Annotated in this window: 13 protein-coding genes; 6 read left to right on the top strand and 7 right to left on the bottom strand. The window is 71.0% G+C overall.

Going from position 1 to position 12,212, the window contains the following annotated elements; all coding sequences use genetic code 11:
* Positions 1-42 precede the first annotated feature (42 nt).
* Entirely contained in the window at positions 43-900 is an 858-nt protein-coding gene (locus tag ACH47Z_RS12180) for a PHP domain-containing protein (protein ID WP_399073122.1), read from the top strand.
* A 62-nt stretch (positions 901-962) separates the two neighbouring features.
* The gene (locus tag ACH47Z_RS12185) at positions 963-1,568 is read left to right on the top strand and encodes a MarC family protein (protein WP_399073123.1); all 606 of its coding nucleotides are present in this window, start codon (positions 963-965) and stop codon (positions 1,566-1,568) included.
* A gap of 45 nt (positions 1,569-1,613) precedes the next feature.
* Here the strand turns inward: ACH47Z_RS12185 and ACH47Z_RS12190 are convergent, their stop codons facing one another.
* Positions 1,614-1,766, bottom strand: coding sequence for a hypothetical protein (locus tag ACH47Z_RS12190; RefSeq protein WP_399073124.1), 153 nt, complete (start codon positions 1,764-1,766; stop codon positions 1,614-1,616).
* Between the two features lie 206 nt (positions 1,767-1,972).
* Between ACH47Z_RS12190 and ACH47Z_RS12195 the strand changes: the two genes are divergently transcribed.
* The 3 genes from ACH47Z_RS12195 to ACH47Z_RS12205 all read left to right on the top strand — a co-directional run bounded on the left by ACH47Z_RS12195 (position 1,973) and on the right by ACH47Z_RS12205 (position 5,283).
* Positions 1,973-2,863: an NYN domain-containing protein gene (locus ACH47Z_RS12195; RefSeq protein WP_399073125.1), complete on the top strand. Its 891-nt coding sequence runs from the start codon at positions 1,973-1,975 to the stop codon at positions 2,861-2,863.
* Positions 2,864-3,283: 420 nt separating this feature from the next.
* Complete coding sequence (locus ACH47Z_RS12200; RefSeq protein ID WP_399073126.1) at positions 3,284-4,099, top strand: XRE family transcriptional regulator; 816 nt, start codon at positions 3,284-3,286, stop codon at positions 4,097-4,099.
* A gap of 134 nt (positions 4,100-4,233) precedes the next feature.
* On the top strand, positions 4,234-5,283 hold the full coding sequence (locus tag ACH47Z_RS12205) for a PhlD (RefSeq protein ID WP_399073127.1): 1,050 nt from the start codon (positions 4,234-4,236) through the stop codon (positions 5,281-5,283).
* An 88-nt stretch (positions 5,284-5,371) separates the two neighbouring features.
* On the opposite strand, the gene ACH47Z_RS12210 is transcribed toward ACH47Z_RS12205, so the two are convergent.
* Positions 5,372-6,241 carry an alpha/beta fold hydrolase gene (locus ACH47Z_RS12210; RefSeq protein ID WP_399073128.1) on the bottom strand — a complete coding sequence of 290 codons (870 nt, stop codon included), beginning with the start codon at positions 6,239-6,241 and terminating at the stop codon, positions 5,372-5,374.
* Positions 6,242-6,378: 137 nt separating this feature from the next.
* Positions 6,379-8,889 carry a DEAD/DEAH box helicase gene (locus ACH47Z_RS12215; RefSeq protein WP_399073129.1) on the bottom strand — a complete coding sequence of 837 codons (2,511 nt, stop codon included), beginning with the start codon at positions 8,887-8,889 and terminating at the stop codon, positions 6,379-6,381.
* A gap of 504 nt (positions 8,890-9,393) precedes the next feature.
* On the opposite strand from ACH47Z_RS12215, the gene ACH47Z_RS12220 reads away from it, so the two are divergent.
* Positions 9,394-10,131, top strand: coding sequence for a ferritin-like fold-containing protein (locus ACH47Z_RS12220; protein WP_399073130.1), 738 nt, complete (start codon positions 9,394-9,396; stop codon positions 10,129-10,131).
* A 149-nt stretch (positions 10,132-10,280) separates the two neighbouring features.
* On the opposite strand, the gene ACH47Z_RS12225 is transcribed toward ACH47Z_RS12220, so the two are convergent.
* The 4 genes from ACH47Z_RS12225 to ACH47Z_RS12240 form a co-directional block, all read right to left on the bottom strand.
* Positions 10,281-10,547, bottom strand: a complete 267-nt coding sequence (locus ACH47Z_RS12225) for a hypothetical protein (RefSeq protein ID WP_399073405.1) — start codon at positions 10,545-10,547, stop codon at positions 10,281-10,283.
* A gap of 172 nt (positions 10,548-10,719) precedes the next feature.
* The gene (locus tag ACH47Z_RS12230) at positions 10,720-10,947 is read right to left on the bottom strand and encodes a DUF3107 domain-containing protein (RefSeq protein ID WP_351238323.1); all 228 of its coding nucleotides are present in this window, start codon (positions 10,945-10,947) and stop codon (positions 10,720-10,722) included.
* A gap of 133 nt (positions 10,948-11,080) precedes the next feature.
* A complete protein-coding gene (locus tag ACH47Z_RS12235) occupies positions 11,081-11,722 on the bottom strand; it encodes a TetR/AcrR family transcriptional regulator (RefSeq protein ID WP_270081784.1) in 642 nt (213 codons plus the stop codon).
* A 166-nt stretch (positions 11,723-11,888) separates the two neighbouring features.
* Positions 11,889-12,116 carry a hypothetical protein gene (locus ACH47Z_RS12240; RefSeq protein WP_399073131.1) on the bottom strand — a complete coding sequence of 76 codons (228 nt, stop codon included), beginning with the start codon at positions 12,114-12,116 and terminating at the stop codon, positions 11,889-11,891.
* Positions 12,117-12,212 lie beyond the last annotated feature (96 nt).

Genomic DNA, 12,212 nt, shown 5'->3' on the forward strand with positions numbered 1-12,212 from the left:
TCTTAGGTGTCCCCCTTTGAATCGTCGGTGTCTGGAGTCCTTGTGCGTATAGATCTGCACTGTCACTCCACCGCCTCCGACGGTACGGACACCCCGGCTGAGCTGGTGCGCAATGCCGCCGCTGCCGGGCTGGACGTCGTCGCGCTGACCGATCATGACACCACGCGGGGGTACGGCGAGGCAATCGCCGCGCTGCCCGAGGGGCTGACCCTGGTCACGGGGGCCGAGCTGTCCTGTCGTGTCGACGGGATCTCCATGCACATGCTGGCCTACCTCTTCGACCCCGAGGAGCCCGCGCTGCTCGCCGAGCGTGAGCTGGTGCGGGACGACCGGGTGCCGCGGGCCAAGGGGATGGTCGCCAAGCTCGGCGCGCTGGGCGTGCCGGTCACGTGGGAGCAGGTCGAGCGGATCGCCGCCGGCGGGTCCGTGGGTCGGCCGCATGTCGCCACCGCGCTCGTCGAGCTGGGCGTCGTACCGACCGTGAGCGACGCGTTCACCGAGGAGTGGCTGGCCGACGGCGGGCGGGCCTTCGTGGAGAAGCACGAGACCGACCCCTTCGAGGCGATCAAGCTGGTCAAGGGCGCGGGCGGGGTCTGCGTGTTCGCGCACCCGGCCGCCGCCAAGCGCGGCCGGACCGTGCCGGAGTTCTGCATCGCCGAGCTGGCCGAGGCCGGTCTCGACGGCATCGAGGTCGATCACATGGACCACGACGCCGACGCGCGCGACCGCCTGCGGGGCCTGGCGAAGGACCTGGATCTGCTGGTCACCGGCTCCTCGGACTACCACGGCAGCCGCAAGACCGTGTCCCTGGGCGCGTACACGACCGACCCCGAGGTGTACGGGGAGATCACCCGGCGGGCGACCGGGGCGTTCCCGGTGCCGGGGACCGGTGGAGTCTGAGGCCTGCCCGCCTCATCGACCCACGCCCGTATCACTTCTTCCGCAAGGCTTGCCGCACCATCATGTTCGACGTCGCCGTCTTCGGCTCTCTGTTCCTGACCCTTTTTGTCATTATGGATCCCCCCGGGATCACCCCGATCTTCCTCGCCCTGACCGCCGGCCGGCCGGGCAAGGTGCAGAAGCGGATGGCCTTCCAGGCCGTCTGTGTCGCGTTCGGGGTCATCGCCGTCTTCGGCGTCCTGGGCCATCAGATCCTCAACTACCTGCACGTCTCCGTCCCCGCGCTGATGATCGCGGGCGGTCTGCTGCTGCTGCTGATCGCGCTGGACCTGCTCACCGGCAAGACCGACGAGCCGAAGCAGACCAAGGACGTGAACGTCGCCCTCGTACCGCTGGGCATGCCGCTGCTGGCCGGGCCGGGGGCGATCGTGTCCGTGATCCTGGCCGTGCAGAAGGCCGGCAGTGTGGCCACGCAGGTCTCGGTGTGGTCCGCGATCCTCGCGATCCACGTCGTGCTGTGGCTGGTGATGCGTTACTCGCTGCTGATCATCAGGGTCATCAAGGACGGTGGTGTCGTCCTGGTGACGCGGCTCGCGGGCATGATGCTCTCCGCGATCGCCGTGCAGCAGATCATCAACGGGGTCACTCAGGTGATCCGGGGGAGCTGAGCGGTTTCGCCCGGCTCCCCCGGAAAGCGTGAGTGGTCGCTCCCGTTACGAGGCCGGGGTCCCGGCCGGGCGGATCCACAGGCGCTGTCCGATGGCGGCGGCCTGCTGAACGATCCGGTTGACGGAGGCGGCGTCCACGACGGTGCAGTCCACGGTGGTGCCGTCGACCTCGTCGAGTCGCCTGATCTCGAAGCGCATGGCTTCTCCCTTCGTCTGGTCATCCTCCTGCTGCGGAGAACTACTGGTGTGACGTGTCGTACGTCGTCGTACGCCCTAGTCAACGTGCTTCGTGTTACAAACATTCCCTACGCTAAAGAAATTTTTCGAACAACTAATTACTAGCGAGTAAGGAACCGCTCGGGACCGGTTGTGTTCGCAGCGTGACGACCGGGACAATGAAGGCGATGAACGACGACCCGGCGGCCCTCGCTGCCCGCATCGACCGCACGAACGAGCTGCTGGAGCGCATGCTCGCCGAGGTGGCGAAGACGCCCTCCACCCATGCGATCTTCGTCGACGCGGGCTATCTCTACGCGGCCGCGGGCCGACTGGTCGCCGGGACCGAGGACCGCCGGGCCTTCGACCTCGACGCCGAGGGGCTGATCGAGGCGCTGATCGACAAGGCCCGCACGATCTTCGCGGACAGCCGGCTGCTGCGCGTCTACTGGTACGACGGCGCCCGCCGTCGGATCCACACCGCCGAGCAGCAGATCATCGCCGAACTGCCCGACGTCAAGGTCCGCCTCGGCAACCTCAACGCCAACAACCAGCAGAAGGGCGTCGATTCGCTGATCCGTACGGACCTGGAGTCCCTGGCCCGCCATCGCGCCATCAGTGACGCGGCCCTCCTCGGCGGCGACGAGGACCTGGTCTCGGCGGTCGAGGCGGCCCAGGGCTACGGCGCCCGGGTCCACCTGTGGGGCATCGAGGCACCCGAAGGCCGCAACCAGGCCGAGCCCCTGCTCTGGGAGGTCGACAGCCAGCGCACCTTCGAGCTGGACTTCTTCAAGCCGTACGTCTCCCGTCGTACCGCCGTCGCGTACGACGCCGGGGCCCGGCCCAGCCGTGAGGACGTCCGCTTCGTCGGTGCCCAGATCGCGGCCAAGTGGCTGGCCTCCCGCGGGCGCGAGGCCCTCGGTGAACTCCTCCCCGGCCACCCCTACCTCCCCGGCTCCGTCGACCAGGACCTGCTGGTCGAGGCCGAGGGTCTGCTCCAGTACTCCCTGCGCGGCCAGGCGGACCTGCGCCGCGCCCTGAGGGACGGGTTCTGGGAGCACCTGCAGGGGCAGTACTAGGCCCGACCGCGACTGCGGGAAAACACTCGGCGGCCGGTGCCGAGTCCCCTGGTGTGGGGCGGGAGGGCACCGGCCGCAGCCTGGCCGCCGGGGCTGCGCCGGCGATGCGCTGGCGGTGATACCGATCCCGCGTTGGTGGTTCCCTTGCGGGAAGCGCCGAGCGAGAACCGGTAAGCCACCCGGCTTTGTTCCTGGTGGCCCCATCTGCGAAAACCGGTCGGAAATTCGAAAGTTTCCGGCCAGTACCCGCGAGGGGGGTCTGTCCACGTGGCCGCTGATGAGCACACTGGCAGGCCAGCGCCGCGCACCACCGAGCATGCAGGACACACCTACACGGTTTCTACGGGAGATCTTTCGGAGTAAAGCCAGCACCATTAATTACACTGAATGACCGTCAACAACGCCGGGGGATCCGCACCAGTGAACAAACGGGCACTGAAGCACCTGCTCAAAGACCGACGCGCGCTCATCGCCCCCGAAACCCACGGCCTGACCCGGCCCACCGGGCCCGGTCGGCGCGCCCCCGGGCTGTCGCAGCACCAGGTCGACCAGCTCGTGAACCGGGCCCTGGGCACCTACCACCGTCTGGAGTCCGGCACTTACCCCAACGCGCCCGTCGACCTGCTGCGTGACATAGCCCGTCTGTTCGTCCTCAACGAGCAGGAGTGGGTCTCGCTGTGCCGGTACGCGCGCGGGGAGGACCCGCCCGGTCCGCTCTACGACACCAGTGGCAACGCCGTCCCAGCCGCCTGGGAGGACGCCGTCGCCGCCGTGACGCACCCGGCCTATATCACCGACGCCTCTTGGAACCTGCTCGCCTGCAACGAGCCGTTCCACCGGCTCTTCGAGTCCGGGCAGGCCCCCGAGAACACCATGCGATGGATGCTGATCGACGGCCGTGAGCAGCTCACCGACTGGGCGAGCGCCTGGGCGCCGCTCGTCATGCCCCAGCTCCAGGCCGCACTCGCGCAGCGCCCCGACGACAAGATCCTGCGGCAGATCGAGAAGGAACTCCTCGACGACCCCGTGGCCCGCCCGCTGTACGAGGTCGGCGGCGCCTCGATCCACCCCGACGGCGACGAGCGCCCCATCAGGCACGCGGCCGACGGCCCGGGCTGGGTGACGATGTGCGTGGCGCAGCCGATGGCCGCCCCCGGCTCGCGCTTCATGATCCTCATCTTCCGGCCGGGCCCGCGCCGGTCGAGCACCCGTCCACCGATGCTTCAGGCCCGCTGACCACACTGAAGATCGGCCTTTGCCCGGGTTTGGCGGACCGCGAGAGAGCATGACTTGGATGGCAGGGAAATAAACCGGCCAATTTTGCCGTACCTTGACCCCCAATCAGGTTAGCGTCCAAGGGGGGACCACCCATGCCTGTCCATATCGCCCGCCCGAGCTCCACTCTCGCCGCGCACAAAATAACCACGGGCGAAATAGCCGACGATATCCGCACCCATCATCCCGGTCATCCGCGTCTCGGCGCGATCCTCCGCGTTCTCGGCAATTGCGGCGTCCAGACGCGGTACTTCACCCGGCCGCTGAACTCGCCCACGATCAACGGCACCGCACCCGTCGAGGAACGTGCGTCCCGCGCCTTCGCCGACGGCCTCACCATGGCCGAGAGCGCGGCCCGTTCCGTACTGCGGCGCCACGGCCTTGAACCGGGCGACATCACCGGCCTGATCACCACCCATGCCACCAGCTGGGCCGTACCGAACCTCGACATCCACCTCGTGGACCGGCTCGGCCTGCGGCCCACCATCCGCCGTACCGCCCTGACCACCGCGGCCTGCGCGGGCGGTGCCCACGCCGTCATCCGCGCGGCCGAGCAGACCCTGCTCCACCCCGGCTCCCGGGTCCTCGTCGTCGCCGCCGAGGTGCTGTCCACGGCCTACAACCACACGGACACCAAGATCGAGCACATGATCTACAAGGCCCTGTTCGGCGACAGCGCGGCCGCCACCGTCGTCAGCAGCGACCCCCTCGGCCCCGGCCTCACCATCGAAGGCCCCGCCGGCCTCTTCGAGTACGTCCTCCCGGACTCGCTGGGGTTCTACGCGGGCCGCATCGACGGCCACGGCCTCCACTTCGACTCCACCAAGGCCGCGATGGGCGGCGCGAAACACGTCATGCCCGCGGTGGTCGACTGGCTCGCCGGCCGCCCGGTGTCCGTTCCCGTCATCCACCCCGGATCCCGGCCCATCATCACGGACACCGCCGCCGCCCTGGGCCTCACCGAGGACGACGCCCGGCATTCCCTCGACACCCTGGCCGAGGAGGGCAACCTCGGCGGCGTATCGGTTCTTCGCGTCCTCGAGCGCACCCACGACCGGCCTCCGGCGGACGGCGAGCGGGCCCTGATCGTCGCCTACGGTCCCGGCTTCAGCGTCTCCGCCATCCATGCCACCTGGACCGCCTAGGACAGGCGGGCCGCAGGGGCACACCGAGGGCGACTGCCCTGCTCTGCAAACCCCCGTCGGTGCAGGGCAGTCGGCCGTGTGCGGTGAGTCAGGCGTGGTCCCAGAAGTCGGCGAGCGCCCGGGCGGTGGCGAGCGGCCGGTCGGTGTTGGGCGAGTGCTCCGCGTCCGCGATGACCGTACGCCGCGCCCGCAGCCGTACCGCCATGTCGTCGAGCAGCGGGAGCGGCCAGGTGTCGTCCTTGTCGCCCGACAGGACGTGGAACGGCAGCGGTACGGCGGCCAGTTCGGCGACCCGGTCGGGCTCCGTGCACAACTGACGTCCGGTGGCGATGAGTTGTGCGGGCCTGGTGCCCAGCCAGCGGCGCCGTAGATCGTCCCGGTCGTCGAGTCCGCCGTCCAGCGCCGCCGTCTCGGTCTCCTCGGGCGTCTCCATCGCCTGGATCGCCTCCCAGACCTGCGCCATGTCCATCACGGCGAGCGCGTCCCGCAGCAGCTTGACGCGCTGCTGCTGGGACTCGGAGATGTGCGCCGGTCCGGAGGCCATCAGCGTCAGCGAGGCGAAGGGCGCGTGATCGAACAGCACGGCCGCGCGCGAGATCTGCCCGCCGAGCGAGTGCCCCAGCAGATGCACGGGTTCGCCGATCGCCTCGGCCTGCGCGAGCACGTCCCGCGCCAACTCGGCCTGCGCGTAGGCGGATTCATCGTTGTCGGGCCCGTCCGACTCGAACTGCCCGCGCCCGTCCACGGCCACGGTCCGGTACCCGCGCCGCGCCAGCGGCACATGCAGCGGATTGAAGTCCTCCTTGCTCCCGGTGAACCCCGGCAGCAACAGCGCGACCCCCCTGGGCTCGACCCCGTCGGCCACGGGAGCGTCGACGACGGCGAACTCCCCACGCGCGGTACGCAACGCATACGCGCGGGCGCCGGGGGGCGGGACGAAGGTGGCGGGCCTGCTCATGGGGAGAGGCTATCGGGCGGGTGGGGGACGTGGTGAGGGGAGAGGGGCAGCAGGTGCGCGGTCATGGGTGCGCGCCGGACGTGCGACGGCCCGGCCCACAGGGACGTGGGCCGGGCCGTCGGTGACGGGGTGCCGGATCAGCCTTCGGCGGCCTCGACGACCGCCGCGGCCTTGCGGGTCCGGCGGCGCGGCTTGGCCTCCGGCTCCTCGGTGGCCTGCGCGGGAATCTCGGCGGTCACCTCGGCGACGGCCTTACGGGTCCGGCGCACCCTGGGAGCGGGCGCCTCGGCGGCGCCGTCCGCGTCGGCGACCGTGGCGGCCGTCTTGCGGGTGCGGCGCGGCTTGGCCTCGGCCTCGGGGGCCTCGGTCGGCTCCGGGGCGGCGGCCGCCGTCTTCCGGGTCCGGCGGGGCTTCGCTTCCGTGCCTTCGGCGGTCTCCACGGCAGCCGTGGCGGCCGTCTTGCGGGTGCGGCGCGGCTTGGCCTCGGCCTCGGGGGCCTCGGTCGGCTCCGGGGCGGTGGCGGCCGTCTTGCGCGTACGGCGGGGCTTCGGCTCGGCCTCCGGGGTCTCGGCCGTGGCGGCCGTCTTCCGGGTGCGGCGCGGCTTGGCCTCGGCCTCGGCTTCCGGAGCCTCGGGGGTCGCGGCGGCCTTGCGGGTCCGGCGCTGCTTGGTCTCCGTGGCCTCGGCCGTGTCCACGGCGGCCTCGGCGGTCGCCGCCGCCTTCCGCGTACGGCGAGGCTTCGCCTCGGGAGCCTCGGGAGCCTCGGCCGGCTCCGGGGCGACGGTCGCGGCCGTCTTGCGGGTCCGGCGGGGCTTGGCTTCCGTGGCCTCGGCCGTGTCCACGGCCGCCTCGGCAGCGGCTGCCGTCTTCCGCGTACGGCGCGGCTTGGCCGCCTCGGCGGGCTCGGCGGGCTCGGCCGTCGCCGGGGCGGGCTCGGCGGCGACAGCCGTCTTGCGGGTCCGGCGGCGCGGCTTGGCCTCGGCCTCCGGGGCCTCCACGGTCACCGGCTCGGACGCGGTCACGGTCTCCGTGACCGTCACGACCGTCTCGGCCGCGGGCTCGGCAGCGACAGCCGTCTTGCGGGTCCGACGGCGCGGCTTGGCCTCGGCCTCCGGGGTCTCCAGCGTCTGCGGAGCGGCCGGGGCCTCCACCGTGTCCACCGTCTCGACGGCGGCCGACACCGGCTGCGTCGACCCTCCGCCGCGCGTACGGCGACGGCGGCGCAGGGTGCGAGGCGCCGACGCGCTCTCCTCCGCCGGGCCGGACTCGGCGGCCGGCGCCGGAGCCGTCGTAGCGGCCGGTGCGGCGGCGGAGGCGTCCAGGGGAGCGCCACCGCGCGTACGGCGGCGACGGCGCGGCGCACGGGACGAACGCTCACGCTCGGCCGGCGCGGCACCGGACTCGGCGCGGCCACCGTGTCCGCCCCGGCCACCGCGACCGCGCGCACCGCGGCCACCGGTCTCGCCCAGGTCCTCCAGCTCCTCCGCGTCCAGACCCGCACGGGTCCGCTCTGAGCGCGGCAGGGTGCCCTTCGTGCCCTCGGGGATGCCGAGGTCGGAGAACAGGTGCGGGGACGAGGAGTACGTCTCCACCGGGTCGTTGAAGTCCAGCTCCAGCGCCTTGTTGATCAGCTGCCAGCGCGGGATGTCGTCCCAGTCGACGAACGTGATCGCCGTACCCTTGGCGCCCGCGCGGCCCGTACGGCCGACCCGGTGCAGGTACGTCTTCTCGTCCTCGGGGGACTGGTAGTTGATGACGTGGGTCACGCCCTCGACGTCGATACCGCGCGCGGCCACGTCGGTGCAGACCAGGACGTCGACCTTGCCGTTGCGGAACGCGCGCAGCGCCTGCTCGCGGGCGCCCTGCCCAAGGTCGCCGTGGACCGCGCCGGAGGCGAAACCGCGGCGCTGCAGCTGCTCGGCGATGTCGGCGGCCGTGCGCTTCGTACGGCAGAAGATCATCGCCAGTCCGCGGCCGTCGGCCTGCAGGATGCGGGCGACCATCTCCGGCTTGTCCATGTTGTGCGCGCGGTAGACGAACTGCTTGATGTTCGCGACCGTCGCGCCCTCGTCGTCCGGCGCGGTGGCGCGGATGTGCGTGGGCCGGGACATGTAGCGGCGCGCGAGTCCGATGACCGCGCCCGGCATGGTCGCCGAGAACAGCATGGTCTGGCGCTTGACCGGCAGCATGTCGATGATCTTCTCGACGTCGGGCAGGAAGCCCAGGTCGAGCATCTCGTCGGCCTCGTCGAGGACCAGGCACTTGACGTGCTTCAGGTTCAGCTTCTTCTGGCCCGCGAGGTCGAGCAGGCGGCCCGGGGTGCCGACGACCACGTCGACGCCCTTCTTCAGGGCCTCCACCTGCGGCTCGTAGGCCCGGCCGCCGTAGATCGCCGTCACGCGCACGTTACGGACCTTGCCGGCCGTCAGCAGGTCGTTCGTGACCTGGGTGCAGAGCTCGCGCGTGGGGACGACGACGAGCGCCTGCGGGGCGTCCGTGAGGGCTTCGGGGGCGGCGCGTCCGGCCTCGACGTCGGCGGGGACGGTGACGCGCTCCAGGAGCGGGAGGCCGAAGCCCAGCGTCTTGCCGGTGCCGGTCTTGGCCTGGCCGATGACATCCGTGCCGGAAAGGGCGACCGGGAGCGTCATCTCCTGGATGGGGAAGGGGTTGATGATGCCGACGGCTTCCAGGGCCTCGGCGGTCTCGGGAAGGATTCCGAGTTCACGAAACGTCGTAGTCAGGGTGCTGCCTCTTCTGTGTGGTGCGGTGCGAGGCGAGCGCGGGGGTCATGTCTGACCGTGCCGGGGACGTCGGCTGCCGTACGGGCGAACCACTCGGGCAAGCCGTAAGACACGGGACCTCTGCCGACGCTCTAGCGCTCGTACCGCTGAGGGGTGTCCCTCCGGTCGTCGTACGTACTGCGCCGTACGGCCAGGGAGGGCTGTCAGGTCGGAGCCGATCGGGCCACCGACCGGGCATCCTCATGCGTGCGGCCTGTCGCGGACGTCGAACACCGTCAACGCACTCAGCAGGCGCATTACCACCATACCCCGGAATGGCGCACACGCGATGGCCGATTTGGTCACGTAGTCGTGGTCACACTGATCGACCAGGCGCTTCCGGCGTGCCGCGAGCGGGCTATTGTGCGCCTCATGACTAGCTCTGACAAGCCTGAGAACGAGTCCGCAGCGCCCACGGGAGTCGCCGCCCAGGACTGGGCGCAGGCCTCCGCCGCCCCGCAGTACCGCGCCGCCGTCGTGGACCTGCTCGGCGCGCTTGCGTACGGGGAGCTGGCGGCGTTCGAGCGGCTCGCGGAGGACGCCAAGCTGGCGCCGACCCTCGCGGACAAGGCGGAGCTGGCGAAGATGGCCTCGGCCGAGTTCCACCACTTCGAGCGCCTGCGGGACCGGCTGACCGAGATCGGCGAGGAGCCGACGGCCGCCATGGACCCGTTCGTCGCGGCCCTGGACGGTTTCCACCGCCAGACCGCGCCCTCGGACTGGCTGGAGGGCCTGGTCAAGGCGTACGTCGGCGACTCGATCGCGAGCGACTTCTACCGCGAGGTCGCGGCGCGCCTCGACTCCGACACGCGCGAGCTGGTCCTCGCCGTCCTCGACGACACCGGGCACGCCGGGTTCGCGGTGGAGAAGGTGCGGGCCGCGATCGACGCCGACCCGCGCGTGGGCGGCCGGCTGGCGCTGTGGGCGCGGCGGCTGATGGGCGAGGCGCTGTCGCAGTCCCAGCGGGTCGTCGCGGACCGGGACGCGCTGTCCACGATGCTCGTGGGCGGCGTCGCCGACGGGTTCGATCTCGCGGAGGTCGGGAAGATGTTCTCGCGGATCACTGAGGCGCACACGAAGCGGATGGCTGCGCTGGGCCTCGCGGCCTGAGAGCTGGTACGCCCTGTGGGGGGTGCGGTGAGGTGCGCGGCTGGCGGTGTGGTGTGGCTGGTCGCGCCCACGCGGCGGAGCCGCACATTGAGCACAGCCCCGCGCACCCCGGGGTGTTGCCCCTTGCGTCCGTTGCAAAGGCGCCGTTGCTACGCCGTCGCTGATCGGCGGAGTCTTCCCGCCGGGCGCAACAGCAGGGAAAGCGATGCCGCCGAGATGATCGCGGCGCCCAGGAGGCTCAGCCAGGCGATGCCGGGGCCGAGTGCGGTGTGGGTGACGAAGTCGCCGAAGAGGGCTCCGGCGATGCCCGTCGAGAACACCAGCGGGCGGGCCGGGAGCCGGTGGGAGAGGCGGTGCACCGCCGCCCATGCCAGGACGAGACCGAGCACTGCGGACGCGAGTGCTTCCAGGATCATGTCGGGTCCCTCCCACGGCCGGTCGGCCCAGATGCGGTCGTAGCCCGTCATACCCGTGACCTGCGGACGGCAATCCTCCGCTGTGCGGGAGTTGTGCTCCATCTGTGTGCGAGACCCGCACAGAGAAGGGCCCGGCGGCCGAGTGCCGCCGGGCCCTTCTCACCACATCGGCCTACAGTGCGCCGAACCCGACCTTGCGCACGGTCGGCTCGCCGATCTCCACGTACGCCAGACGGTCCGTCGGCACCAGGACCTTGCGGCCCTTCTCGTCCTGGAGGCTCAGCAGCTGCGTCTTGCCGGCCAGCGCGTCGCTCACCAGACGCTCGACCTCCTCGACGCTCTGACCGCTCTCCAGCACGATCTCGCGGGGCGCGTACTGCACGCCGATCTTGACCTCCACGGCTATGTCCCTCCGACGGTCAGTGATGTGCGCGATCTTCCGCGCCGTACCCAGCACACATTAGCCCGGTGAGGGGACGTACACGCTGCGGGCCGGAACGCCATCAGCGAACAGCGAGCGGGAACAAACGCCGTCAGTGGTGCTCGGTGCCGTGCAGCGGGAAGCCGGCGATGCCCCGCCAGGCCAGCGAGGTCAGCAGCTGCACCGCCTGGTCGCGCGGGACGCTGCGGTCGCTGTGCAGCCAGGAGCGGGCCACCACCTGGGCGAGCCCGCCGAGGCCGGAGGCCAGCAGCATCGACTCCGCGCGCGAGAGGCCGGTGTCCTCGGCGATGACGTCGCAGATCGCCTCGGCGCAGTCGTTGGTCACCTTGTCGACGCGCTCGCGCACCGCGGGCTCGTTCGTCAGGTCCGACTCGAAGACCAGCCGGAAGGCGCCGCCGTCGTCCTCGACGTACGCGAAATAGGCGTCCATGGTGGCGCGCACGCGCTGCTTGTTGTCCGTGGTGGACGCGAGCGCGGTGCGCACGGCCTGGATCAGCGACTCGCAGTGCTGGTCCAGCAGGGCGAGGTAGAGGTCGAGCTTGCCCGGGAAGTGCTGGTAGAGCACCGGCTTGCTCACTCCGGCCCGCTCGGCGATGTCGTCCATCGCCGCCGCGTGATAGCCCTGCGCGACGAAAACCTCCTGGGCCGCCCCCAGCAGCTGGTTCCGCCGGGCTCGGCGCGGCAGACGAGTGCCACGCGGGCGTGCCGCCTCTGTTTGCTCGATGGCTGTCACGCCGCCTCCCAAAGTCGTCCACATGCGGTATCGGCCGCGCGGCCATCGTACTTTTCGGTAACCGTGGTGTGCGCGGTGCGAGCGCAGAATTTCACGTACCGGACGGCGGCGAAAGCCGTGATCATCCTCTGATCAGCTCTTGTGCGGCCGCAGGAGTCCGCGGGGGTCAGCGGTAGTCGTCGTCGTCGTGCCTGACCACACGCGCCTGTTCGACCTGGTCGGCCACGTTCGCGGCCCGGTCCGGGTCCACTCCCGTCAGGGGGTCGTCGCGGTCCGGCGCGAGGTCCGCGTGCTGCTGAACGACGTCCACCTCGGGCGCCTCTACGTCGGCCTCCACGGCCGCCTCGGTCTCCAGGTCGTCGGTCGTTTCGGGCTCGGTGGGGTCATAGGCCATGGTGGCTCCCTTCCTACGAACGTCCCTGGAAGCAGCAGGGGCCACAGCGGGTGCCCTCTGTACGAGCCTAGGAGAGAGCAGATCCGGACGCCATGC

Origin of the sequence: Streptomyces sp. NPDC020192 (genome assembly GCF_044388685.1) — a bacterium.
Lineage (GTDB): Bacteria > Actinomycetota > Actinomycetes > Streptomycetales > Streptomycetaceae > Streptomyces.

Coding starts and splice junctions, on each gene's coding strand:
- ACH47Z_RS12185 (WP_399073123.1), top strand. CDS start 963: ATGTTCGACGTCGCCGTCTTCGGCTCTCTGTTCCTGACCCTTTTTGTC.
- ACH47Z_RS12190 (WP_399073124.1), bottom strand. CDS start 1,766: ATGCGCTTCGAGATCAGGCGACTCGACGAGGTCGACGGCACCACCGTG.
- ACH47Z_RS12195 (WP_399073125.1), top strand. CDS start 1,973: ATGAACGACGACCCGGCGGCCCTCGCTGCCCGCATCGACCGCACGAAC.
- ACH47Z_RS12205 (WP_399073127.1), top strand. CDS start 4,234: ATGCCTGTCCATATCGCCCGCCCGAGCTCCACTCTCGCCGCGCACAAA.
- ACH47Z_RS12210 (WP_399073128.1), bottom strand. CDS start 6,241: ATGAGCAGGCCCGCCACCTTCGTCCCGCCCCCCGGCGCCCGCGCGTAT.
- ACH47Z_RS12215 (WP_399073129.1), bottom strand. CDS start 8,889: ATGACGCTCCCGGTCGCCCTTTCCGGCACGGATGTCATCGGCCAGGCC.
- ACH47Z_RS12220 (WP_399073130.1), top strand. CDS start 9,394: ATGACTAGCTCTGACAAGCCTGAGAACGAGTCCGCAGCGCCCACGGGA.
- ACH47Z_RS12225 (WP_399073405.1), bottom strand. CDS start 10,547: ATGATCCTGGAAGCACTCGCGTCCGCAGTGCTCGGTCTCGTCCTGGCA.
- ACH47Z_RS12240 (WP_399073131.1), bottom strand. CDS start 12,116: ATGGCCTATGACCCCACCGAGCCCGAAACGACCGACGACCTGGAGACC.